The organism is Microbacterium sp. NRRL B-14842, assembly GCF_050470785.1.
Genome location: NZ_JBFLUM010000001.1, coordinates 210806 through 235049, shown reverse-complemented (window position 1 = coordinate 235049; position 24244 = coordinate 210806). Strand labels below are relative to the sequence as shown.

Annotated in this window: 24 protein-coding genes; 12 read left to right on the top strand and 12 right to left on the bottom strand. The window is 70.6% G+C overall.

The features are described 5' to 3' along the window. Positions 1-125 precede the first annotated feature (125 nt). The 3 genes from AB1285_RS01115 to AB1285_RS01105 form a co-directional block, all read right to left on the bottom strand. The gene (locus AB1285_RS01115) at positions 126-776 is read right to left on the bottom strand and encodes a hypothetical protein (RefSeq protein ID WP_187662437.1); all 651 of its coding nucleotides are present in this window, start codon (positions 774-776) and stop codon (positions 126-128) included. Between the two features lie 60 nt (positions 777-836). Then, positions 837-1337, bottom strand: a complete 501-nt coding sequence (locus tag AB1285_RS01110; RefSeq protein WP_259955273.1) for an amino-acid N-acetyltransferase — start codon at positions 1335-1337, stop codon at positions 837-839. A gap of 204 nt (positions 1338-1541) precedes the next feature. Next, positions 1542-4073, bottom strand: a complete 2532-nt coding sequence (locus AB1285_RS01105) for an ATP-dependent Clp protease ATP-binding subunit (protein ID WP_071329948.1) — start codon at positions 4071-4073, stop codon at positions 1542-1544. A gap of 175 nt (positions 4074-4248) precedes the next feature. On the opposite strand from AB1285_RS01105, the gene AB1285_RS01100 reads away from it, so the two are divergent. From AB1285_RS01100 to AB1285_RS01075, 6 genes are all read left to right on the top strand, one after another. Next, positions 4249-4872, top strand: a complete 624-nt coding sequence (locus tag AB1285_RS01100) for a hypothetical protein (RefSeq protein ID WP_370429144.1) — start codon at positions 4249-4251, stop codon at positions 4870-4872. Continuing rightward, a complete protein-coding gene (locus AB1285_RS01095; RefSeq protein ID WP_370429145.1) occupies positions 4872-5504 on the top strand; it encodes a hypothetical protein in 633 nt (210 codons plus the stop codon). The genes AB1285_RS01100 and AB1285_RS01095 overlap by 1 nt, the downstream gene beginning before the upstream one ends. Continuing rightward, on the top strand, positions 5504-6256 hold the full coding sequence (locus tag AB1285_RS01090; protein WP_370429146.1) for a hypothetical protein: 753 nt from the start codon (positions 5504-5506) through the stop codon (positions 6254-6256). The genes AB1285_RS01095 and AB1285_RS01090 overlap by 1 nt, the downstream gene beginning before the upstream one ends. Beyond that, positions 6253-6489: a helix-turn-helix domain-containing protein gene (locus AB1285_RS01085; protein ID WP_071329944.1), complete on the top strand. Its 237-nt coding sequence runs from the start codon at positions 6253-6255 to the stop codon at positions 6487-6489. The genes AB1285_RS01090 and AB1285_RS01085 overlap by 4 nt, the downstream gene beginning before the upstream one ends. A 162-nt stretch (positions 6490-6651) precedes the next feature. Continuing rightward, positions 6652-6993 carry a hypothetical protein gene (locus AB1285_RS01080; protein WP_370429147.1) on the top strand — a complete coding sequence of 114 codons (342 nt, stop codon included), beginning with the start codon at positions 6652-6654 and terminating at the stop codon, positions 6991-6993. Positions 6994-7137: 144 nt separating this feature from the next. Then, entirely contained in the window at positions 7138-8559 is a 1422-nt protein-coding gene (locus tag AB1285_RS01075) for a dicarboxylate/amino acid:cation symporter (protein WP_187662442.1), read from the top strand. Between the two features lie 160 nt (positions 8560-8719). On the opposite strand, the gene AB1285_RS01070 is transcribed toward AB1285_RS01075, so the two are convergent. After that, positions 8720-10450 carry a cation:proton antiporter gene (locus tag AB1285_RS01070; RefSeq protein ID WP_370429148.1) on the bottom strand — a complete coding sequence of 577 codons (1731 nt, stop codon included), beginning with the start codon at positions 10448-10450 and terminating at the stop codon, positions 8720-8722. Between the two features lie 57 nt (positions 10451-10507). Continuing rightward, complete coding sequence (locus tag AB1285_RS01065) at positions 10508-10816, bottom strand: MerR family transcriptional regulator (protein ID WP_187662444.1); 309 nt, start codon at positions 10814-10816, stop codon at positions 10508-10510. Between the two features lie 125 nt (positions 10817-10941). Here AB1285_RS01065 and AB1285_RS01060 point away from each other — a divergent pair, with 125 nt between their 5' ends. The 5 genes from AB1285_RS01060 to AB1285_RS01040 all read left to right on the top strand — a co-directional run bounded on the left by AB1285_RS01060 (position 10942) and on the right by AB1285_RS01040 (position 14420). Further along, entirely contained in the window at positions 10942-11364 is a 423-nt protein-coding gene (locus tag AB1285_RS01060) for an Hsp20/alpha crystallin family protein (RefSeq protein WP_025105470.1), read from the top strand. A 66-nt stretch (positions 11365-11430) separates the two neighbouring features. Further along, a complete protein-coding gene (locus AB1285_RS01055; protein ID WP_259953410.1) occupies positions 11431-11658 on the top strand; it encodes a DUF2795 domain-containing protein in 228 nt (75 codons plus the stop codon). 36 nt (positions 11659-11694) lie between these two features. After that, on the top strand, positions 11695-12732 hold the full coding sequence (locus AB1285_RS01050; RefSeq protein ID WP_370429149.1) for an LLM class flavin-dependent oxidoreductase: 1038 nt from the start codon (positions 11695-11697) through the stop codon (positions 12730-12732). Positions 12733-13548: 816 nt separating this feature from the next. Beyond that, positions 13549-14112 carry an endonuclease domain-containing protein gene (locus AB1285_RS01045; protein ID WP_370429150.1) on the top strand — a complete coding sequence of 188 codons (564 nt, stop codon included), beginning with the start codon at positions 13549-13551 and terminating at the stop codon, positions 14110-14112. 101 nt (positions 14113-14213) lie between these two features. After that, a complete protein-coding gene (locus AB1285_RS01040; RefSeq protein ID WP_187662448.1) occupies positions 14214-14420 on the top strand; it encodes a methyltransferase in 207 nt (68 codons plus the stop codon). 467 nt (positions 14421-14887) lie between these two features. Here AB1285_RS01040 and pheA read toward each other — a convergent pair whose 3' ends face one another. Beyond that, positions 14888-15871 carry a prephenate dehydratase gene (gene pheA, locus AB1285_RS01035; RefSeq protein ID WP_187662449.1) on the bottom strand — a complete coding sequence of 328 codons (984 nt, stop codon included), beginning with the start codon at positions 15869-15871 and terminating at the stop codon, positions 14888-14890. A gap of 45 nt (positions 15872-15916) precedes the next feature. Between pheA and pgm the strand changes: the two genes are divergently transcribed. Beyond that, positions 15917-17560, top strand: a complete 1644-nt coding sequence (pgm, locus tag AB1285_RS01030; RefSeq protein WP_429977413.1) for a phosphoglucomutase (alpha-D-glucose-1,6-bisphosphate-dependent) — start codon at positions 15917-15919, stop codon at positions 17558-17560. A 526-nt stretch (positions 17561-18086) separates the two neighbouring features. On the opposite strand, the gene AB1285_RS01025 is transcribed toward pgm, so the two are convergent. From AB1285_RS01025 to AB1285_RS01000, 6 genes are all read right to left on the bottom strand, one after another. Continuing rightward, on the bottom strand, positions 18087-18905 hold the full coding sequence (locus tag AB1285_RS01025; RefSeq protein ID WP_060922883.1) for an ABC transporter ATP-binding protein: 819 nt from the start codon (positions 18903-18905) through the stop codon (positions 18087-18089). A gap of 11 nt (positions 18906-18916) precedes the next feature. Continuing rightward, complete coding sequence (locus tag AB1285_RS01020) at positions 18917-19951, bottom strand: ABC transporter substrate-binding protein (RefSeq protein ID WP_292795419.1); 1035 nt, start codon at positions 19949-19951, stop codon at positions 18917-18919. Positions 19952-19981: 30 nt separating this feature from the next. Next, positions 19982-20833 (bottom strand): ABC transporter permease, encoded by an 852-nt coding sequence (locus tag AB1285_RS01015; RefSeq protein WP_085605959.1) that lies wholly within the window; start codon positions 20831-20833, stop codon positions 19982-19984. Positions 20834-20974: 141 nt separating this feature from the next. Beyond that, complete coding sequence (locus AB1285_RS01010) at positions 20975-22078, bottom strand: glycerate kinase (protein ID WP_370429036.1); 1104 nt, start codon at positions 22076-22078, stop codon at positions 20975-20977. Next, positions 22075-23142 carry a LacI family DNA-binding transcriptional regulator gene (locus tag AB1285_RS01005; protein ID WP_292794939.1) on the bottom strand — a complete coding sequence of 356 codons (1068 nt, stop codon included), beginning with the start codon at positions 23140-23142 and terminating at the stop codon, positions 22075-22077. Before AB1285_RS01005 ends, AB1285_RS01010 begins: the two co-directional genes overlap by 4 nt. Positions 23143-23185: 43 nt before the next feature. Then, a complete protein-coding gene (locus AB1285_RS01000; RefSeq protein WP_292794941.1) occupies positions 23186-23950 on the bottom strand; it encodes a sugar phosphate isomerase/epimerase family protein in 765 nt (254 codons plus the stop codon). Positions 23951-24244: the final 294 nt, after the last annotated feature.

Below are 24244 nucleotides of genomic sequence, written 5' to 3'. Positions count from 1 at the left end.
TGTCGAAGCGCTGGGGACGCTGTGATTCGACGCCACTGGGGATGGCATGTTGCCGCATATCGGGAGAGTCACCTCTATGGTATCCCAAAGAGTGAGCCCTGTCAGCACAAGTGCCGGTCACGCCCTCAGAACAAGAGGATCTGGGTGGTCGTGGCGCTGGGGAAACCGCCGATCGAGACGCCCACGTGATACGAGGCCCCACCGCCGGGAGCCCGTTGCCGGTTCTCCTGCGCGCAGGTCTCGACGCTGGAGCGCGTGCGATCCCAGACGACCGGCTCCTTGCTCACCACGGTGGATCCCGCGGTGAGTGTGGCGATCATGCTGCTGGGGTTCTCCTGGCAGTCGGTCGACCGCCACCACACGTCCGAGCCGCTGGAGACCGTGAAGACCTGGGTCGTGGAGCCGACGTCGATCGTGCAGTCCCTGGTGCCCTTGTTGGTCAGCGAGATGGAGAGCTTCGGCGAAGCACCGTCGGCGTATGACTCGGCATCCGTCACGGCCTTCACCTCGACGTCCTTCGCCTCGCACGCGACGACGGCCGGAGTGGCGTCCGCAGAGGGCGAGGGTGAGGGCGACGGCGAGGCTGACCCGGACGGCGTCGGACCGGCGGTGGCGGAGGAGGTCGGCGCGGGTGCGGTCCCCTGCCCGTCGGCGGCCGCCCACGGTCGTGCGACGAGGAGCCAGACGGAGGCTCCGACGAGCGCGAGGACGAGGAGCAGTCCCAACAGCACCGCCAACCGCCGACGACGATAGACGGCGGCGGAGTGACGGGGCATGCCTCCAGGTTAAGCGATCCCCCTCCACGAGCCTGGGAGGCGCGAGCGGTCGTCCGGGGCTCAGAGCACCTTGAGCATCCGGGTGTTGCCGAGCGTGTTCGGCTTCACGTGCGCGAGATCGAGGAACTCCTCGACGCCGGCGTCGCCGCTGCGCAGGAGCTGCGAGTACACGTCCGGATCGACGACCTGCTCCCCGATGGGGGTGAAGCCGCGACGGCCGAAGAAATCGACCTCGAACGTGAGGCAGAACAGGCGCGTGAGCCCGAGCGCCCGCGCGTTCTCCTCGAGCTGCTCGACGATCGCCCGACCGACGCCGTGATGGAGCCAGTCGTCGCGGACGAGCAGGGTGCGCACCTCGCCGAGGTCCTCCCAGATCACGTGCAGCGCGCCGCAGCCGATCAGCTCGCCGTCGGCCTCGGCGACGACGAACTCCTGCACGGCGCCGTAGAGCACGGCGAGGTCCTTGCCGAGCAGGATGCGCTGCTCCACCATCGGCTGGAGCAGGTTCCGGATGCTGACGATGTCGGCGCTGCGGGCCGGCCGGACGATGTACGCGCTCACCCGACCAGCCTAGGACCCGCTCCTCCCGTCGGCTCTCAGACGGGGCACAGCTTCGGAGATCCCGACCGACACCCCGCCGCCCAGAGGCTGCGCCCCCGCGTGTCGTCTGCCATCTCCGAAGTTGTGGCCAGGAGGGCGGCGGAGCGGGGACGACGAAGGGGCGGATGCTGTCGCATCCGCCCCTTCGGGTGACCGGGTCGAGGATCAGTCGTTGCCGGTGATCGCCAGGTCGGGCGTGCCGGAGATCGCGCCGCCGCCGGTGTTGACACCGACCGCGACCTTCTCGCCGCGCGGGCCGTGCTCGAACAGGAACTCCCCGTCCTTCGCGTCGACCTTCACGTGGTCGCCCGAGTCGAGCTCGCCGTGCAGGATCTTCTCCGACAGACGGTCCTCGATCTCGTGCTGCATCGCGCGACGCAGCGGACGAGCACCCAGAGCCGGGTCGAAGCCGATCTCGATCAGGCGCTCCTTGGCCGACTGCGACAGCTCGATCGTCATGTCGCGGTCGAGCAGACGCTCGCCGAGGCGCTTCGTGAACAGGTCCACGATCTGCACCAGCTCGCTCTTGCTCAGCTGCGGGAAGACGATGATGTCGTCGACGCGGTTGAGGAACTCGGGCTTGAAGTGCCGCTTGAGCTCCTCGTTGACCTTGCCCTTCATCCGCTCGTAGCTCGTGGCGTTGTTGCCCTCGATCTGGAAGCCCACGGGGCCTCCGGCGATGTCACGCGCACCGAGGTTGGTGGTCATGATGATGACCGTGTTCTTGAAGTCCACGATCCGACCCTGGCCGTCGGTGAGGCGACCCTCTTCCAGGATCTGCAGCAGCGAGTTGAAGATGTCCGGGTGGGCCTTCTCGATCTCATCGAAGAGGACCACGCTGAACGGCTTGCGCCGCACCTTCTCCGTGAGCTGACCGCCCTCTTCGAAGCCGACGAACCCGGGAGGGGCACCGAACAGCCGCGAGACGGTGTGCTTCTCGCCGAACTCGCTCATGTCGAGCGAGATGAGCGCGGCCTCGTCGTCGAAGAGGAACTCCGCGAGCGCCTTGGCCAGCTCGGTCTTTCCGACGCCCGTGGGGCCGGCGAAGATGAACGAGCCGGAGGGACGCTTCGGGTCCTTGAGGCCGGCACGCTGACGACGGATGGTCTTGGAGAGGGCCGCGATGGCCTCCTCCTGACCGATGACGCGCTGGTGCAGCGCCTTCTCCATGAAGACGAGTCGGCTGGACTCCTCCTCCGTCAGCTTGAACACGGGGATGCCGGTCGCCTGGGCGAGCACCTCGGCGATCAGGCCCTCGTCGACGACCGCCTGGGTCGCGACGTCGCCCGCACGCCACTGCTTCTCGAGACGCAGACGCTCGGCGAGGAGGCTCTTCTCCTCATCGCGCAGGGAGGCGGCCTTCTCGAAGTCCTGCTCCTCGGAGGCGATCTCCTTCTGCTCGCGCACGGCGGCGATCTTCTCGTCGAACTCACGCAGCTCGGGCGGGCTCGACAGGATCGACAGACGCAGACGTGCGCCGGCCTCGTCGATCAGGTCGATGGCCTTGTCCGGAAGGAAGCGGTCGGAGACGTAGCGGTCGGCGAGGTTCGCCGCAGCCACGATCGCGCCGTCGGTGATCTGCACCTTGTGGTGCGCCTCGTACCGGTCGCGCAGCCCCTTGAGGATGTTGATCGCGTGCGGCAGCGTCGGCTCGTTCACCTGCACCGGCTGGAAGCGGCGCTCGAGCGCGGCGTCCTTCTCGAAGTGCTTGCGGTACTCGTCGAGCGTGGTGGCGCCGATGGTCTGGAGCTCACCGCGCGCGAGCAGCGGCTTGAGGATGCTGGCCGCGTCGATCGCGCCCTCGGCGGCGCCCGCACCCACGAGGGTGTGGATCTCGTCGATGAAGACGATGATGTCGCCGCGCGTGCGGATCTCCTTGGTGACCTTCTTCAGCCGCTCCTCGAAGTCACCGCGGTAGCGGGACCCGGCGATGAGCGAGCCGAGGTCGAGCGAGTAGAGCTGCTTGTCCTTCAGCGTCTCGGGCACATCGCCCTTGACGATCGCCTGGGCGAGGCCCTCGACGACGGCGGTCTTGCCGACGCCGGGCTCGCCGATCAGGACGGGGTTGTTCTTGGAGCGGCGGGAGAGGATCTGCATGACCCGCTCCGCCTCCTTCTCGCGCCCGATGACCGGGTCGAGCTTGTTGTCGCGCGCGGCCTGCGTGAGGTTGCGACCGAACTGGTCGAGCACCTGCGAGCCGCCCTGCGCACCCGACGGGGTGTCGTTGGACTGCGCGCCGACGGACGCGGGCTCGCGGCCCGGAGCGCCGGAGAGCAGCTGGATCACCTGCTGCCGCACCTTGTTGAGGTCGGCGCCCAGCTTGACGAGCACCTGAGCGGCCACGCCCTCACCCTCGCGGATGAGGCCGAGGAGGATGTGCTCGGTGCCGATGTAGTTGTGACCGAGCTGCAGGGCCTCGCGGAGGCTCAGCTCGAGCACCTTCTTGGCGCGCGGCGTGAACGGGATGTGGCCGGTCGGCTGCTGCTGACCCTGGCCGATGATGTCCTGAACCTGCTCGCGCACGGCGTCGAGGGAGATGCCGAGCGACTCCAGCGCCTTGGCTGCGACGCCCTCGCCCTCGTGGATGAGGCCGAGCAGGATGTGCTCGGTGCCGATGTAGTTGTGGTTGAGCATCTTCGCCTCTTCTTGGGCGAGGACGACCACTCGACGGGCTCGGTCCGTGAATCTCTCGAACATGTTGACTCCTTATTCGCACGGGGCGAAGACGCATGAAGCGCTTGTACATCGAGAGTAACGACCAGAAATGGCGGGTATGCCCGTGTTCGCCGTGGGCATAGCGAGGCCTTGACGGGTTTATCGACAGTCGTTATGTTAACGAAAGTCGATAAACACCGACCCACAGGAGGAGCACATGCTCGCCACGGAAAGACACCCTTCGCTCGCCGACGGCATCGCGCTCGGGCTCATCGCCACCGGTGCCGTCAGCGTCGGGATCGGCGCCATCGTCGCGGTCGCCCAGGCCGCCGACGCCCTGTTCTCCCCGTCGCCCACGGTCGTGATGCCGGTGCACGACGTCGACCTCTCCACCCTCGACGGGGTGGCCGGGATCGAGGGCGCCGCCGTCGACTCCGCCCTCGTCACCCTCACCGCGCCACCCACGGGCGCCCGCTGGCTGCTGCTGCTGGAGACGGCGCTGCCCGCGCTCGCCACCGTGGCCCTGTGCGCGGTGGTGTGGTGGCTGGGCGTCTCCCTCATCCGCTCCCGCCCGTTCCGCGCCTCCCTCGGGTGGATGTTCGCCGTCGCCGCCTGTCTGCTGATGGCGGGCACGCTGTTCGGCCAGCTCGCCGGCGGCATCGGCCGGGCCGAGATCGTGAAGGACCTCGCCGCGACCGACCCCGCGGTCGAGGACGTCCTGTGGACGCTGCTCATGGAGTTCGATCTCGCACCCGTCGGGTGGGCGTTCGCGCTGGCTCTCGTGGCCGGCGTCTTCACCATCGGCCGCCGCCTGCAGCGCGACACGGAGGGACTGGTCTGATGGCAGCCACCACCACCCGCTCCGAGCGGGCCGATGCGATCACCGTCATCCTCTATGCGGCGGCGGCCCTCGTGACCGTCGGCATCGCGACGGTGCTCCGCGTGGGCAGCACCTTCCGCGACGACGGGATCGCGTGGACGCTCCCCATCGACGAGCAGCCGATCTCGGCGACCACCGATTCCGGGCAGATCTCGATCGAGGGCATCGCGCAGGAGGCGATGGTCTTCGCGACGGGGGTGAACAGCGTGTCCCTCGCCGCCATCGTCGCCGCCATCGCGCTGTGGGCCCTGGCCGCCGTCGCCGTGATCGGCGCGGTCACGCTCGTCGCCTGGAACTTCCTCCGCGGACGGTTCTTCGTGCCGGGCAATGCGCGCGCCTTCGACGTGATCGGCTGGACACTGGTGCTCGCACCGATGGCGATCGTGATGCTCGAGACGATGGGACGCAACGGCGTGACCGCGGCCCTCGGCCTCGGCGATGGGGAACCCGTGCACCCCATCGAGTTCTGGAGCATCGCGCCGATCTTCGCCACCGGGGTCACCGTCGGCCTCATCGCCGTCGCGTTCCGTCGCGGCATCCGGCTGCAACAGGAGAAGGTCGTGCTGGAGAAGGAGACGGAGGGACTGGTCTGATGATCTCGTTCGGTTCGGAGGCCGTCTGGCCGTCTCTGCTCAACATCGGGATCGCGCTCGCGGTCTGCGCGGCCGTCGTCGCCCTCGTGGTCTGGAACAGTCGTCGCCGTGGCAGTCGCACGGTCGCCCTCGACGCGGCGCTCACGCTGTCCGGGTGGTGGATCACGCTGTCCGTCCTCGGGGCGGTGTCGTTCATCATCAAGGCGTTCGCGGTGGACTGGGCGGAGCTGCACGGTGCGACGACGGTCTTCCTCGACTGGCCCTCGAGCCTCCCGTGCTCGGAGTACGGCGACAGCACGACGACCATGCTCACCTGCGGCGGCACGGAGCTGTCGGACTTCACGGTGGGCAACGCCTCGCTCGGGCTGCGCCTCCTCGCTGCGGCCGCACAGCTCAGCACCCTCGCCCTGACCACGATCCCCGCCGTGGTCCTCGCGCTCATCTGCTTCCACACCCTCCGCGGCCGCGCGTTCTCCCGCACCGTGACCCGCGCCCTCGTCGGGGGTGCGATCGCGTTCGGGGTGCTGGGCGTTCTCTCGGACCTCCTCAACGGCATCGCCGCCACCACCGGACTGCGGGAGGCCCTGCCGGCGGACAGCACCTGGTATCCGCAGACCTACTGGCTCACCGTGACACCGCTGCCGTTCGCCGCGGCACTCGGCCTCCTCGCGCTCGCCGCGGTGTTCCGTCAGGGCATGCGCGTGGAGCAGGAGCGGGCCGCCCTGGAGCGCGAGACGGAGGGGCTGGTGTGAGCCCGGCGGAGAGCGACGACGAGTTCACGGGCATCCACTGCCGTCTGGATGAGCTGCTGGTCGCCCGCGGGATGACGCTGACGGAACTGAGCGCCGCCGTGGGCGTCAGCATCGTGAACCTGTCCGTGCTGAAGAACGACCGCGCCCGCGCGATCCGCTACTCCACGTTGCGGGCCATCTGCGAGGCGCTCGACTGCGAGGTCGGCGACCTCCTCGTCCTCGCCGATCGCTGACTCCCGTCGACCCGCCCCCTTGAGCGCGCCCCGGCCTCTTGCGGACGCACGCAGGGGGCCGAGACGCACGAAGAGGGGTGGGTCGACGGAAGGGCGAGCACGGTCATACAGTGGATTGCAAGCCCCTTCTATGAGTCGGCTGTGAGTGGATACGGTCGTCCCATGATCAGCACCCGCACCCCCTCGCGTCGCGGCCTCCGCCTCCTGGCGATCCTCCCGGCCGCTGCCCTCGCCTTCTCCCTCGCCGCCTGCGCCGGAGAGAGCCGCCCCTCGGTCGACGATGTCGCCGACGGCATCCAGAAGGTCTTCGAGGGCACCCCGCAGGAAGAGGCCATGACCGACGATGCCGCCACCTGCCTGGCCGAGGCCCTGGTCGACTCCGACCTCAGTGATGAGACGCTCGGCTACATCGCCGACGGGGAGGACAAGCAGCGGGACGAGGCAGACAAGGCCCTGACGACCCAGATCATCCAGGACAACCTCCAAGACTGCGTCACGCCCTGAGGGCGGGATCGCAGCGAGGGATGACGGCCTCGGGAGGGCGGCCGTCATCCTTCGTCATATCCGCCCAGGGAATTCTCAGGCTCTCCTAGCGTTGAGCCTCATGGCGTGCACCCGGCGCGCCGCGATTCTGGAGTCCCCACCTCAATGAGCACCACCGCACGCGCCCAGAAGGCGCCAGACACCCGCGGGCCGGTCCGGAAGCTGCTGACCTCGTTCGGCTTCCAGATCATCGCCGCCCTCGTCCTCGGCATCGCCGCCGGTCTGATCGGCCGCCAGCTCGGCGCCACGGCCGAGAACCCGACCGCCCTGTCGGGCACCCTCGACACGATCGGCAGCTCCTATGTGACGCTGCTCCGCGCGGCCGTCGTCCCGCTGATCTTCACCGCGATCGTCGCCAGCATCTCGAACCTCCGTCGCGTGCAGAACGCCGCCCGCCTCGCCGGCCAGACGATCCTGTGGTTCGCGATCACCGCTTTCATCGCGGTCATCATCGGCATCGTCCTCGGCCTCGTGATCCAGCCGGGCAGCCACGCCGGCGACGGCCTGGAGCCCGGCGAGCCGTACACGGTCGGCACCTGGTGGAACTTCCTGCTCGGTCTCATCCCGCAGAACTTCCTCGGCCTGACCGTCAGCACCTCCCCCGGCGCCACCGAGGGTGCGTTCACCTCGAGCGTCGGCTTCAACATCCTCCAGGTGATCGTGGTCGCGGCCGTCGTCGGCATCGCGGCGCTCAAGGCCGGCAAGAAGGCCGAGCCGTTCCTCGTCTTCACCGAGTCGCTGCTCAAGGTCATCCAGCGCGTGCTGTGGTGGATCATCCGCATCGCGCCCCTCGGCACGTTCGGCCTCATCGGCTCCGCCGTCATCAAGTACGGCTGGGAGAAGCTCGCGTCGCTCGGCTGGTTCGCGGGCGCGGTCTACATCGGCCTCGCGCTCGTGCTGTTCGTCGTGTACCCGATCCTGGTGCGCACGCACGGCCTGTCCATCAAGCAGTACTTCTCGGGTGTGTGGCCCGCAGTGCAGCTCGCTTTCGTGAGCCGCTCCTCGATCGGCACGCTCCCCCTCACGGAGCGCGTGACCGAGCGCAACCTCGGCGTCCCCCGCTCCTACGCCTCGTTCGCGGTGCCGCTGGGCGCGACGACGAAGATGGACGGCTGCGCCGCGATCTACCCGGCCATCGCCGCGATCTTCGTGGCGCAGTTCTTCGGCATCGAGCTGAACTTCGTGCAGTACCTGCTGATCGTGATCGTCTCGGTCGTCGGTTCCGCCGCCACCGCCGGCACCACGGGCGCGGTCGTCATGCTCACGCTGACGCTGTCCACCCTGGGACTGCCGCTCGAGGGCGTCGGTCTGCTGCTCGCGATCGACCCGATCCTCGACATGGGCCGTACGGCCGTGAATGTCGCGGGTCAGGCACTCGTCCCCGCGATCGTCGCGAAGCGCGAGGGCATCCTCGACGAGGAGCTCTACAACGCACCGCGCGAGGGCCTGCCCTTCGCCGACGACTCCGGCGACGACGCCCCCGAGGCCGACGCCGCTTCCACCCCGGAGCCCGCCGGCGCGCGCTGACCCGGTCTCCTCACGAGCGCCCCACTTCCTTCCGGAGGTGGGGCGCTCTTGTCTCCCTTCACCCCCGTCGACCCACCCCTTTGCGTGCGTCCCGGCCCGTTGCGGGCGGTCGCAGAGGGGTGGGTCGACCGGAAGGGGGTGGGTCGAGGGGAAGGAGGGGTCAGCTGCGGCTCAGGGGGCGGGTCGCGCCGCGGGTGTCGAGCGCGAGCTCCTCGGCGTCCATCGCGGCCAGCAGCTCCCGCATGACCTCCTCGTCGAGCTCCCCGGCATCGCGCTCCGCGACGAGGATCTCCCGTCGCACCTGCAGCCATCCCTTGGTCAGCGCGACGAGGTCGTCGTAGGACGGGCGGGCCACGGTGTCCTCGACCTGCTGCGCGTCGTCGGTGTCCTTCTCCACCCGGGTCATGCGCTTCGTGAACGCGTCGAACATGCCGAGGTCGACCTCGCCGTGCTTCTGCTCCCACTCCCGACGCTTCTCGGCGAGATAGGCCTTGCCCGCCTCGCGGCTCTTGGCCTTGACCGTCTCCAGCGCCGCGACGTCCTCCTCGTGCTCCTCATCCCCGGCGATCTCCAAGCGCCGGATGAGCAGCGGCAGCGTGAGCCCCTGCAGCAGGAGCGTGCCGACGGTGACGATGAAGGCGACCACGACGATGGCGTGCGCGGCCTCGGTGTCGAGGCCGGCCAGGTCGGCGGCGGCCACCGCGATCGCCAGGGTCACCACGCCGCGCATGCCCGCCCAGGAGATGACCGCGTTGTCCTTCCACGTGAGCCGCAGACCCGCCATGCGCTCCCGCACGATCTGCGTCCGCAGCTCGTCCGTGCTCTGGTCGCGCCACCGCCGGGACCGCCGACGACGCTCGTCGAACTCCCCGGACGCGATGCCACGGTCCATGCGTGCGAGCCGGCGGCGGTCCTGGAAGTTCGACCACGCGCTGATCGGGTAGATGTAGAGCGGCCGGACGACGAGCACCACGAGCAGCACGGCGCCGGAGAGCAGGAGGATGTGCCCCACCGACTCGCTGCCGAGGTCGTTGAGCACCCGCGGGAACTGGAGGCCGATGTAGGCGAACACGAAGCTCTCCAGCAGCAGGTCGGCCGACAGCCACAGCGGCGCCTCCTGCTGCCGGGTCGTGTAGTCGGTGCGCGGGGCGTTGAAGCCGACGAAGAGGCCCATGGCCACGACCGCGAGCACGCCGGAGCCGAGCAGATGCTCCGCGATGTTGTACGCGCCGAACGGGGCCAGAAGACCGAAGGTGCCGATCACGACCGGGTCGCCGATGCGCATCCGGAGCTGATGCAGCACGATCCCGAAGACGAGCCCGATCCCCACCCCTACGCCGACCGCGAGGAGGAACTGCCCGACGCCGCTCCCGATCGACACGGTCGCCCCGGCGAGGATCGCGGCGAACACCCGGTAGAGCGTGAGCGAGGTCGCGTCGTTGATGAGGCTCTCCCCCGACAGCACCGTCATGATGCGGCGGGGCAGACCGAGACGACGACCGATCGCCGCCGCCGACACCGCGTCCGGCGGAGCGACGATGGCCCCGAGCAGCAGCGCGCCCGGCAGCGTGAGCGACGGCAGGATCCACCAGGCCACGAGTCCGACGGCGAACGCGGTGAGCAGCACCAGCCAGATCCCGAGACGGCGGATCTGCGGGAGGCTGCGCTTGAACCCGACAAACGACACGTCGAGGGCGGCGGAGTACAGCAACGGCGGCAGCACGAGGCCGAGCAGCAGGTGCCCGTCGATCTCCAGCTCCGGCACGAACGGCAGGAACGAGGCGGCCAGCGCGACGACGGTCACGAGCAGCGGTGCGGGCCACCCGCGCCACCGCGCGACGGCGGCCACGGCGACGGCTCCGACGAGGACGTAGAAGATCCCGGCTTCCATGCGGAAAGCGTAGCGGCGTCGTCCGCGCTCCCCGGTCCGCGGAGCATGGGCGGGGTGTCAGTCGCGGACGGGGCGCTCCCGTCCCGGCCCGTCCGCATCGAGGGCTTCGCGGAGGCCCGCGTTCTCGTCCTGCAGGTCGAGGACCCGCGCGATCCCGGCGATGTTGATGCCGTCCCCGCGGAGTTCGGCCGCGCGACGCAGGCGGGTGATGTCGTCGTCGCTGTACCGACGCGTGCCGCCGTCACTGCGAGCGGGCGCGAGAAGCCCCTTGCTCTCGAAGAGTCGGATCGTCGCCTCCGGCAGGTCGACGAGCTGGGCGGCGACGGCGATGCCGTAGAGCGGGGTGCGCGAGTCGCGTGCGGTCATCCGGGTGTCCTCAGGTCGGGGTTGCGAAGAATCCTGCAAGTGTTCTATAACAAATCTATACCTGACGTGCAGATAATCTGCACACCACCTCAGCCCTTGCAGGGCCGCACGAAAGGAGAAACCTCATGGCACTGACCTTCGATCCCTTCAGCCAGCTCGACCGCTTCGCCGCGAGCGTCTTGGACTCCGTGCGCGCGCCCCGGTCGATGCCGGTGGACCTGTACCGCGACGGGGACCGCTACATCCTGCACGCCGACCTCCCCGGCGCCGACCCGGGCTCCATCGACGTCGACCTCGACGGCGGTCAGCTCACGATCCGCGCCCAGCGCACGGCCGACACCCGTGAGGGCGTGCGCTGGCTCGCCCGCGAGCGCGGGGCCGGGTCGTTCCTGCGCCAGTTCTCGCTCGGCGACGGTGTGGACCTCGACAACATCAGCGCCTCGTATGAGAGCGGTGTCCTGTCGGTCGTCATCCCCGTCAGCGAGCGGGCGAAGCCGCGCAAGATCGTCGTCGAGTCCGGCGAACAGCGCCAGGCGATCGACGCCTGATCATCCTGGGGGCGGTGCACTCGCACCGCCCCCGCTCTTCTCCTCTTCTCACGGAAAGGACGAATCATGGCACTCTCCCCGACCCTCGACCGTTTCCTCGCCGACATGGAGTACCCGGCGACCCGCGACGATCTCCTGCGCGAAGCGGCGCGGGACGGACTGCCGGCGGAAGATCGCGCGGTGCTGCGCGACCTGCCCGAACAGAGCTACAGCGCCGCCTGGCTCATCCGCTACCGCCTCGCCCGCACCGCTCTCGCCGACGCGCTCACCCCCGCCTCGCGACTCGCCGCCTAGGGAATGCCGGAGCGGCCGCCGAGGTTGCATCCGGAGATGAACGACGTCGCCCTCTCCGTCCTCGACCTCGTGCCGGTCCGCTCCGGCCAGACCAGCGCCGAGGCCATCTCCGCCTCCCTCTCCCTCGCCGCGACCGCCGATCGGCTCGGCTACCGCCGGTACTGGTTCGCCGAGCACCACAACATGCCCGCGGTCGCCTCGACCACGCCGCCGGTCCTCATCGCGGCCGCCGCCACGCGCACCTCCCGCATCCGACTCGGCTCCGGCGGCGTCATGCTCCCGAACCACGCGCCCCTGATCGTGGCCGAGCAGTTCGCCGCCCTGGAGGCCATCGCGCCCGGACGTATCGACCTGGGCCTCGGCCGCGCGCCCGGCAGCGACCCCGTGATCACCCAGCTCCTCCGGGGATCCGGGACCACCGGCGACGTGGAGCAGTTCCCCCGGCACGTGCAGGACATCGCGGCGCTCTTCACCGCCGACGGCGCCACCGTGCGCTTCACCTCCGGCGGCGAGTACACCGTGCGGGCGACCCCCGCCGCGACAGGAGTGCCCGAGGTGTGGCTGCTGGGGTCGAGCGACTACTCCGCACAGCTCGCCGCCTCCCTCGGCCTGCCGTACGTGTTCGCGAACCACTTCTCCGGACAGGGCCTGGAACGCGCCCTCGACCTCTACCGCACGAACTACCGTCCGAGCGAGGAGCATCCGGAGCCGCGGACCTTCCTCACCGTGAACGCCGTCGCGGCACCGACCGCGGAGGAGGCGGAGGCCCGCGCGCTCCCGCAGTTGCGGATGATGGCGCGACTCCGGCTCAACCAGCCGCTCGTCGCGCTGGAGACCGTCGAACAGGCCCTCTCCGCAGAGCATGACGCCGCGACGGACCAGGTGGTCGAGGCCGCGCGGTCACGGTGGTTCGTCGGCACCGGGGAGTCCGTCGCCGCGGAGGTCCGCTCCTTCGCGACGACCTACGGGGTGGACGAGGTCATGCTCTCCCCCGTCGCCGGAGCCTACGACGCGGAGCCGAAGGACTCGGCTGCGGGGCGCGCCCAGACGCTGGAGCTCGTCGCGGGGGCGTGAGTCGCGTCTCGCGTCGCGGGCGCGTGAGTCGCGTCGCGGGCGCGTGAGTCGCGTCGCGGGATCGTGAGTCGCGTCGCGGGCGCGTGAGTCGCGTCGCGGGATCGATAACGGTCCCCGGCGCGGTCCGGCCGGCACTCTTTTGATCCCGGGTCCGGCCCCTTCCGAGGTGCGGGATCGATAACGGTCCCCCGCCTGCCCTGCGCGGCGCCTTTCTGATCCCGCACCCTTGACACCCGCCGCCCCCTCGCTCACGCCATGTGCGCCGCGCGCCTCAGCACGCGGGACCAGAAACGTGCCTCGGACCGCCATCGGAGGGGCATCTCTGATCCCGCTCGACGGGGACGTCTCCGCCACAGGTCCGTGTAGGTTCGGGTTTTCCACAGGAGCCGGACGGAGCGAGAGGAGACCGTCGGAGGGCGGGCACCCCACGGACAGCATGGACGCATGCGACACCGGATCCCTCTTCCACCTGACCTCGGCCCTCACTTCGCCGTGCGCGACGCCGCCGCCATCGGGGTCGGTCGGAAGAGGTACTCCAGCAGAGACCTCTCGCGGCCGTTCGCCGGCGTGCGGTCGACGGTGGAGCCCGCCACCTTCGACGATCGAGTCGCCTCCTACCTGCCGCGCCTCCGCCAGGGACAGGCCTTCGCCGGCCGTACGGCCCTGCGGCTGTGGGGCCTTCCCACACCCGTCCGCTGGTCACCCGGCGAGCCCCTCGATGTCGCTGTGCCCACCGGGACATCACCGCCCCGGACGGCCGGTGTCCGGGGGCGTCGTATCGCGCCCGGACGGGCAGATGCGTGGCACATCAACGGAGTGCCGACGGTCGACCCGGTCAGCACACTGTTCCTGTGTGCACGGGAGTTCGCGTCGACGCCGATGGTCGTCGCGCTCGATGCCCTGCTAACGGCGTCCGATGTCTATCCGGGCCTGAGGACGGGCCGGCCTGTGGCAACCGCGGACAGCATCGAACGGCACTTGGTGCGATGGGGACGTTTCCCCGGGTGCGGCCGCATCCGAGAGGCGCTGCCGCTCGCGCGCCCGGGTGTCGAGTCCCCGAAGGAGACGGAGACCCGCCTGCTGCTCGTGAGCCTCGGACTGCCGGAGCCCGCCGTCCAGCACGTCGTCTCCCCGGGCGGACGCTTCCTCGCCAGGGTCGACCTCGCTTATCCGGAATACCGCATCGCCATCGAATACGAAGGCGACGGCCACCGGACGGACCGCGATCAGTGGCGGGCCGATATCCGGCGCCAACGCGACCTCGAAGACCACGGGTGGCTCGTGATCCGGATGACCGAGCTCGATCTTCGCGATGGCGGAACGGTTCTCGCCGCGCGCGTCCGTCGTGCGCTCGACGTTCGACGCCACCTCTGGGGTTGAGGTCCGTGTCACGGGCCGAACGGGAAGGCTTCTCCCCGGGAAGGGGCTGGCCCCGGGCCGCACTGAGGCGTAGCCTCGGCCGCAGAGAGAGGGGTTCGACGATGAGCACCAAGACACTCGCACTGTGGGTCGCCTACGGGACGAACGGTGTGGTGGGGAGCATCCGCCACGATGAGGACGGCTATGTGGTGACCATGGCGGGAGCGGACGCGGCGGCCGGAACCTATCCCAGCCTCGCCTCTGCGAAGGGCGCGCTGCATTCCCGCATGCTGCCCGGCAGCGCCTGGCCGCGGTTCCAGGAGCACTGAGCACCCCACTCCACGCGTGCGGGATCGAAAAGGCGCCTCCTGCGACGGGGACAGGCGCGAATCTGACCCCGCAGTGATCGCTACCGCGGGAGCGAGGCGGTATCTCGGCGTGGGTGTGTCCGGACGCTGCCCCGCATGGCCACGAGTACGGGGATCAGACGCGCTCGTCCCGCACAGCCTCAGGTGCCGGGATCAAAAGGGTTCCTCGCCGCGCCCGGAGACGCGCATTCTCGAACCCACGTGGATGATGCGGCGCGATGCGGGATGGAGAACGTGCGCGAGTCGGGTCGGGGACGTGCGTTTTCGATCCCGCACCCGGCATCCCTGCGGGACTCCAGGACTCCGGGACCCCAGGACTGCAGGACTGCGGGACGGAATCCGCGCGTTGACCGCGTCGGGGAGGCGCGAGATGGATCCCGCATGCGCACGGCACACGGGGGCGCGCGACGCACGGGCCGCGGCGAGACTCAGGCCTCGGGTTCGCCGGAGAGGATGCCGCGAAGCCAGTCGCGGGCCTCGATGAAGACCTCGTCCGAGTAGCGGTCGGGGTACTGCACGATCTGCCGATCGGCGCGGGGATAGGACCCGAGGAACACCACGCGGGGGCTGAAGCGGCGGATCCCGAGCAGGGCGTCTGCCATCCGCTCGTGCTCGATGTGACCGTCCGCGTCGATCACGAACCGGTACCGGCCGAGCTCGTCGCCGATCGGCCGGGACTCGATGAGCGAGAGGTTGATGCCGCGCGTCGAGAACTGCTCCAGCATCTCGAGGAGCGAACCAGGGTGGTCGTGCGGGAGCTCCACGATCAACGAAGTCTTGTCGGCACCGGTCGGCGCGGGCGAACGCGTGGTCCGCGTGACGAGGACGAACCGGGTCACGGCCGCCGCGTTGTCGCCGATGCCCTCGGCGAGGACGTCCACGTCATAGTGCTGCACGATGCCCGGGGCGGCGATCGCGGCCTGCGCGGGCGAGCTGCCGTCGAGGACGCCGATGGCCGAGGCGACGTTGCTCGCCGCCGGCACGTGCGAGTGGGTCGGGAGGTGTTCGCCGAGCCAGCCGTGGCACTGCGCGTAGGCGACAGGGTGCGCGGCGATGACCTCGACCTGGTCGAGAGTGGTGCCGCGCGGTGCGACGAGGACGAAGTTCACCCGCACGAGGTACTCGCCGATGATCCGGAGTCCCGGCAGAGTCGCCAGCGCATCCTGCGTGGTGGACACACCGCCCTCGATGGAGTTCTCGATCGCGATCATGGCCGCGTCGCTGCGTCCTTCGAGCACATCCGCGAGCGCCTCACCCACGTTGTGCACCGGCCGCCAGTCCTGCCCCCTGGCCTCGGCCACCTGGTCGAGCGCCGCCTCCGTGAAGGTTCCGGCTGGTCCGAGATAGCTGTAGGTGCGGCGTGCAGTCACGGCGTTCAGCCTATCCCTCGGTGACTCATCGCGATCCCGCATGTCAAGCCGGATGCGAGCATCCGCCGCACGGGGCAGACTGAGTGCATGAGCAGCCGTGCCGGCCTCCCCGCGGAGGAAAGTGACCTGATCGACGTCGACGAGCTGATCGCCGCCTACTACGACCGCGTGCCGAACCCGGACGTCCCGAGCGAACGGGTCGTGTTCGGCACCAGCGGCCACCGCGGCTCGTCGCTCACCAAGAGCTTCAACGAGAACCACATCCTCGCCACGACCCAGGCGATCGTCGACTACCGTGCGGCGCAGGGCATCACCGGCCCCCTCTTCCTGGGGCGCGACACCCACGCCCTCTCCCTCCCCGCAGAGCGGAGCGCCATCGAGGTCCTGCTCGCGAATGGAGTGGACGTGCGCGTCGACGCCCGGGACTCCTGGGTGCCGACCCCGGCGCTGAGTCATGCGATCCTCACGTACAACCGCGACCGCGCCGCGGACGACCCGGGGCGTGCGGACGGTATCGTCGTGACCCCCTCGCACAACCCGCCCCGCGACGGCGGCTTCAAGTACAACCCGCCCCACGGCGGTCCCGCCGACACGGATGCGACCGGCTGGATCGCCGACCGCGCCAACCAGCTCATCGCGGGCGGCCTGGCCGAGGTGCGCCGCGAGCGCTTCGCCGACGTGGACTGGGACGCCATCACCGGATACGACTTCCGCGACGCCTACGTGCGCGACCTCCCGTCGATCATCGACATCGAGGCTATCCGCCGCGCCGGCGTGCGTATCGGCGCGGACCCGCTGGGCGGCGCCTCGGTGGAGTACTGGTCGCTGATCGCCGAGATGCACGACATCGACCTCACGGTCGTCAATCCCGAGGTCGACCCCACGTGGCGCTTCATGACCCTCGACTGGGACGAGAAGATCCGGATGGACCCGTCGTCTCCGTCGGCCATGGCGTCGCTCGTGGCGAAGAAGGGCGACTACGACATCCTCACCGGGAACGACGCGGACGCGGACCGGCACGGCATCGTTACCCCCGACGCCGGGCTCATGAACCCGAACCACTTCCTCGCCGTCGCCATCGACTACCTCTTCTCGCACCGGGAGCACTGGCCGCGCGAGGCAGCGGTCGGCAAGACGCTCGTGTCGTCGATGATCATCGACCGCGTGGCCGAGTCGCTCGGGCGGCGTCTGCTGGAGGTCCCGGTCGGCTTCAAGTGGTTCGTGCCCGGGCTGCTCGACGGTTCCGTGGCGTTCGGCGGCGAGGAGTCGGCGGGGGCCTCGTTCCTGCGGCACGACGGCTCCGTGTGGTCGACCGACAAGGACGGTATCCTCCTCTGCCTGCTCGCGGCGGAGATCCTCGCGGTGACCGGCAAGACCCCGTCGCAGCGCTACGCGGAACTCGAGGACGCCTTCGGTTCGTCCGCCTATCAGCGCGTCGACGCCCCGGCCACCCCTGAGCAGAAGGCGACGCTGGGCAAGCTGACTCCGGAATCGGTGACGGCGACCACCCTCGCCGGCGAGGACATCGTCGCGAAGCTCTCGCACGCTCCCGGCAACGGTGCGGCGATCGGCGGCCTGAAGGTGCAGACCCCGCACGCGTGGTTCGCCGCGCGGCCGTCCGGCACCGAGGACGTCTACAAGCTCTACGCCGAGAGCCTGCGCGGCCCGGAGCACCTCGCCGAGGTGCAGGCCGAAGCCCGCGCCGTGGTGTCCGCCGCCCTCGGCGACTGACTCCGCCCCCGCGGGATCCGCGGGTGCCGCGGGTGCCGCGGGATCGAAACCGCTCCCCTCGGCCACCGCCGAGGGGAGTTTTCGATCCCGCACCCCGGTGGACACCTCGTGCGGGATCGAGAGTGCGCCTGGCACGCGCCGGAGAGGGACGTAATCGATCCCGCGACCCGGGTCGAGCGAATCCACCGAGTGCGCGCGTACGTCCCAAGGCCGTGGCGATGAGTCCTTCCGTTGTCGCAGGTCGGCCGCCCGTCTCCCGCCCACCGCTCCCGGTCGCGGGATCCAAAACGTCCCTCCGGGAGACCGCGGAGGAGCGGTTTCGATCCCGGCCCGCCGGCCACCCCTGTCGCGGGATCGAAAACGTCCCCGCGAGAGACCGCGGAGGAGCGGTTTCGATCCCGTCCCGCCGGCCATCCCTGTCGCGGGATCGAAAACGTCCCTGGGGGCCTTCGCGGAGGGGCGGTTTCGATCCCGGGCGGGGCGGGACGGGGTGGGGTGGGGCCGGACGGGGCGGGACGGGACGGGGTCAGTCGGCGTCGGTGGAGGAGCCGAGGAGTTCGCGGACGCGGCTGGACACGCGGTGGAACTCCTCCGTCTCCAGCACGTCGGCGTAGCCGCGGCGGGCCGGGAGGTCGACGCGGTGCTCCTCCAGGATCCGTCCGGGGCGCGGACCCATCACGATGACGCGGCTGGCGAGGTAGACGGCCTCCGCGACCGAGTGGGTCACGAGCAGCACGGTCGTGCCGGTGGCGCTCCAGATCCGGTTGAGCTCGACGTTCATGCGCTCGCGCGTGAGGGCGTCGAGGGCACCGAACGGCTCGTCCATGAGCAGCACCCGCGGCTCGTGCAGCAGCGCCCGACACAGCGACACCCGCTGCTGCATGCCGCCGGAGAGCTCGTGCGGCAGCGACTTCTCGAAGCCGGTGAGGCCGGTCATCTCGATGAGCTCGTCGGCACGGGCCTGGGCCTTGCGCATGTCCATCCCGCGCATCTCGGCCTGCAGGAGGATGTTGCCGCGGACGCTGCGCCATTCCAGGAGCGCCGCCCGCTGGAACACGTAGCCGATGTCCTGCCGCGGACCCCGGACCTCGTCGCCGCGCAGGCGGATGCTGCCCCGGCTCGGCGCGGTGAGTCCGGCGACGGCCTTCAGGAGGGTCGACTTGCCGCAGCCCGAGGGCCCGGCGATGGAGAGGAACTCCCCCTCCTCGACGCGCAGGTCGACGCCCTCGAGGGCCGTGACCTGGCGCCGCTTGGAGGCGAAGGTGATCGCGAGATCCGAGACCTCGAGCGCCGGAGCTGTGCTCGTGGCCGCGGGTCCGCGTTCCTGCTGAACGTGAGTGTCCATGACGATCGGTCTCACTTCCCGGGGGTGAAGGCGTCGTCGAAGTAGGTCTCCACATCGCCGTCGCCCGAGATGAGCCCGGCCTCGGACAGCACCTCCAACGTGGACTCCCAGTCCTCGGTGGAGTTCGCGCCGGGAGCCTGACCCTCGGTGGCGTCGGTGTGGAGCAGCTCGATGGTCTCCTCCCACTGGTGCAGCAGGACCTCCTGCGACGGCATCTGCGGGTCCTTGCCCTCCATCGCGGCCACCGCGGCCTCGGGGTCCTCCTGCGCGGCCTCGAAAGCCTCCGAGGTCGCGGCGACGAGGGCCTCGACGAGCTCCGGGTCGTTCTCGATGGTGTCGGTCGGCGCGATGAGGCCGTTGCTGAAGAAGTTCAGGCCGGCGTCGGAGTAGCGCAGGTACTCGACGTCCTTGCCGCTCTTGTCGGCGATGGTCGGACCCTGGTCGTGTGCGAAGCCGATGAGACCGTCGACCTTCCCGGACAGCATGGCGGCGATCTTCCCCGCGGCGTCGAGGTTCTGCTGCGTCACATCGCCCTCCTCCAGGCCCACGGCCTCGAGGTACATCGGGAAGGTCGTGGTCGGGGCGTCGCCCGCAGAGACCGCGATGGTCTTGCCCTTGAGGTCTTCGGGGCTGGAGATGCCGGAGTCGGCGAAGACCTGCACGGCCGACGGCGTGGTCTGCAGGAAGACGCCGACGCTCTTGATGCCGACGCCCTTGTCGATGTTCGCGAGGACGGCGGGGGTGTCCGCCCAGCCGAAGTCGACCTGCCCCTGCCCGACGGCCTGCGCGGTCTTCGTCGAGCCCTGGCCGGCCTTGATCGTGAGGTCGATGCCGTGCTCCTCGAAGATGCCCTGGTCGACGCCGTAGTAGAACGCCGCGTGCTCGCCGTACGGGTACCAGTTGAGCATGAGGGTGACGGGCGTGAGCTCCCCGCCGTCACCGTCGCCGGAGCTCGCCGGGGTCGTCGATCCTCCGCAGCCGGAGAGGGCGAGCACCGCGGCGGACGCGAGGGCGATCGAGCTGAGGATGGTGCCTGACTTCTTCATCAGTGCCTTCTTTCGTGGGGGCGAGGGGGGTCAGAGTCGGACGGTGGCCGCGGCGACGTCGCGCTTGGAGGCGTGCCACGGGATGAGGAAGCGTTCGGCGATCTGGATGATGCCGAAGAGGATGACGCCGAGCAGCGACATGATGATGAGCGCGGCGAAGAGCATGGCGGTGTCGAGGTTGCCGTTGGCCTGCAGGATCACGTAGCCGAGGCCCTCGTTCGCGCCGACGAACTCGCCGACGACGGCACCGGTGACCGCGAGCGTCGCGGCGACCTTGAGACCGGAGAGGAGCTCGGGCAGCGCCGCGGGCAGCCGCACCTTGAGGAAGGTCTTGAAGCGGCTCGCTCCCATGGTCGACGCGAGCTGGAGGATCTCCGGGTCGACGGTGCGCAGGCCCGCGAGGCCCGAGATGACGACCGGGAAGAACGCCATGAGCACGGCCACGAGGATCTTCGGCTCCGCGCCGAACCCGAGCCAGACCACGAACAGCGGAGCGATCGCGATCTTCGGGATGACCTGGGCGAAGAGGATGACCGGGTAGAGCGTCTGCTCCAGACCCCGCGAGTACACCATGAGCACGGCGACGAGGACGCCGACGACGACCGCGATGACGAACCCGATCACGGTCTCGTAGGTGGTGACCCAGGTGTTCTGCGCGAGGTAGGCGGCGTTGTCGGTGAAGGCCGCCCAGGTGTCGGCGGGCGACGGGATGATGAACGCGGGCACCCACCCGAGGCTCGTGGAGACCCACCAGAGGGCGAGCACCGCGAGCACGAAGACGAGCGGGTGCCAGTGACGGCTCCACCAGCGGACGATGCCCGGAGGCTCGGGGCGGTCGGCGGCGATCGCCAGGGTCATGGTCGCGGAGGGGGCAGACGACATGGGGTCCTCGACATCTTCGTGAAGGATTCGGGAAAGCGCATTCCCGTTCGGTGTTGCGAGTCTATGCCGACCGTTCTGCCGTGTCAACGCACCGTGTCGCGCCCGCGCGGATCTCGCGCGTCGGCGCGGCCTCCGGGTCGGTCACCGCGACCGGGCCAGCTCCGCGCCCGCGACGCGAAGCCAGCGCGCGGGGTCGGCCACGGCGGCGGCGGACGACCCCGCCAACGCGGTCAGCGACACGGCCCGCGTGAACAGACCGGCGTCGGCATCGTCCGCGATCCGACCCGCGGCGAGCAGAGGACGCGCCCCCGCCTCGACGGCGAGCGCGGCGAGGAAGGACGGCACCTTCCCGTCACCCGACTGTCCGTCGTACGACCCCTCGCCGGTGATCACGGCCTCGGCGCCACGGACGGCCCCGGCCAGATCGACGAGCGCGGCCACCTCGGCCGCCCCCGGGGCGAGCATCCCGCCCCAGCGCACGAGCGCCGCCCCCGTACCGCCGGCGGCACCCGTGCCGGGGAGCTGCGGGTCGACGGGAAGGAGGGCGGCGAGACGGGCGAGCGCGTCGTCGACCCGGGCGATGTCGCCGGGCTCCGTGAGCCCCTTCTGCGGACCGAACACCGCCGCCGCGCCGCGAGACCCGGTGAGCGGATTGGTGACATCGGTCAGCACGCGGACATCCGGCGCGGTGCGCAGCGCGCCGAGATCCGCCGTGGCGATGTCCGCCAGACCCCGGGCTCCCCTCGCGACCGGCCGGCCGTCCCCGTCGAGGAAGCGCGCGCCGAGGGCGGTGAGCATGCCGGTGCCGCCGTCGGTCGAGGCGCTGGAGCCGATGCCGAGGATCAGTCGCGAGACGCCGTGATCGAGGGCGGCGGCGATCGCCTGCCCGAAGCCGGTCGTATCGGCATCCCAGGGCCGCAGACCGTCGAGGAGCTCGATGCCCGAGGTCGAGGCGATGTCGACGACGCCCGTGCCGCCGGGAGCATCGGTCGTGCTCGGCAGGAGCAGCCAGGACGTCTCGACGGGAGCGCCCGCCGGGCCGTCGACGGTGACCGGCATGCGCTGTGCATCCGGTACGGTCGTCGCGAACGCCGCGACGGTCCCCTCCCCGCCGTCGGCCATCGGGCGGAGGACGATGTCCGCCGCCGGCTCGACCTCCCGCCAGCCGTCGGCGAGCGCTGTCGCGGCCTCCGCCGCCGTGATCGTGCCCTTGAAACTGTCCGGAGCGATGACGACGCGGGTCATGCCCGGAGCCCCGGGGTGCTCGCGCGCACGACCACCTCGAGCGGGAGCGTCGGCTGCTGCCAGTCCTCGTCGACGATCGCCCGGAAGGCCTGATACCCGGCATCGCTCAGCGGCACGCAGACCGTGGTGAGCGCCGGGGTCACATCGCGGCTCGAGGGCACGTCGTCGAAACCGCAGACGGCGATGTCCGCGCCGACCTCCCGGCCCGCCGCGCGGATGGCCGCCATCGCCCCGATGGCCACCACGTCGCTGATGCCGAACACGACGGTACCCTCGGGGACTCCGGCTGCCAGGGCCTCGGCCATCGCCGTCGCCCCCGACTCGCGGCGGAAGTCTCCGCGGACGGTCTGCGCGACCTCGCCGCCGCCCTCCGCGAATCCGGCGCGGAAGCCCGCCAGCCGGTCGTCCGAGGTGCGCACGCCCTCCGCCGCCCCGACGAGCACTGCCGAGCGATACCCGAGTTCCGCCATCCGACGGCCGAGCGCGGCGGCCCCGGCCCGGTTGTCGATCTCCACCCGGCGGTCGCCGTCGCCGTCCGCGCCGAAGGCGACGACACGGCCCCCGAGGCGGGTGAACTCGGCGAGCTCGCGGGCGGTCTCCGCCTGCCCCTCCTCCTGCGTGCGCGAGGCGGCGAGGATGAGCCCCTGCGGTCGTTGTCCGCGCAGCGCACGGACGATCCGCGCCTCCCGCGCCGGGTCGCGCTCGGTGATGGCCACGGTCACGACGAGACCCTGCTCGTCGGCACCCCGCGCGACGCCCGATGCGATGAGTCCGAAGTAGGGGTCGGCGATGTCCGCGACGAGGAGCGCGATCACCGGCGAGCGTCCGCGGGCGGTCGCCTGCGCGGAGACGTTGGCGGTGTAGCCGAGGGCCTCGGCGGCGGCCTCCACGCGTTCCCGGAAGGGCGCCGCGACCTTGCGCTCGGAACCGTTCAGCACGCGAGAGGCGGTCGCCAGCGAGACCCCGGCCTCGAGCGCGACGTCATGCAGCGTGGGCGCCGGTCCCCGGGCGTGACGGGGGCGACGCGCGGCCGGCGGCTCTGCCGGTGTGGCGGACGGGGTCATGCTCCGAGCCTACCGACGAGGACGGATCCGCTTCGAGGGACGCTCACGGCCGCCGTCCGAGGAAACCGAGCAGGGCGGCGGCCTCACCGGCGAGGAGCTCGGGGGCGTCGTCGGGCACGAACTCCAACAGGGCGTCACGCGGCGGGTGCGGGGTGGCGGCCGCTTCCGCGAAGAACCGTGTCCAGAGCGCGGACCTCGAGCGCAGCGGGTGCCGTTCGGTGCGCGGCCACCAGGAGAAGACATGAGCGGCGGAGACATGGGGGCTGAGCCGACGGAACTCCTCGAGCACCGCGGGGACGGCGGCGCCGACCGTGGGCTGCCAGTACGTCGACAGCATCGGGTGGTCGACCTCGTGCAGGAGCGCGAGGGTGGCCGGGGCGGTGTCGGCGAGCGTGCCGCCGTGGAACTCCAGGGCGAGCCCGATGCCGCGGGCAGCCGCCTCGACCGCCGCCGCGCGGAGCCGCGTCACGACGCGGGCACGCTCCTGCGCGGACACCTCCGCGGAGCCGTGACTCCCTGCCCACACCCGCACGCGGTCGGCTCCGAGGGCCGCGGCGCTGTCGAGGACCGCGGTCAGCGACTCCTCCGATCCGGCTCGGAAGTACGACCCGTAGGACGCGACGGCGAGCCCGGCATCCGTGGTCATCCGCGCGACCTCCGCCGCGCGGCCGACCTCCCCCGGTGGCACATGCACGTCCCCGCCCCACTCGATCACCTCGAGACCTGCGGCGGCCGCGAGCGCGACGATCCTCTCCGGCGGCAGGGCACGGAACGTCACCGAGCACAGCCCTGCACGGATCCCCGTCATCCCGTCATCCTCTCAGTCCTCCCGATCTCCCCGACACCGGCCGGCCCGTCCATTCCCCGGGCTCCTCGGTCGGACGTCCCGGCCCCTTCCGTTCCCCGTCCTCGAGTCCCACCTGCACGACCCCGTCCCGCCTGCACGACCGAAACCTAGGTCTGATCGTGCCCACGGACCCGGGTCGTGCAGGTGTCCCTCGTCGACCGACACACGACGACCGACACACGACGACGGGACTGGGACGATGGGACTGGGTCGGATACACGACCCGGGCACGTCGGGACGACCGACACCCGGGGA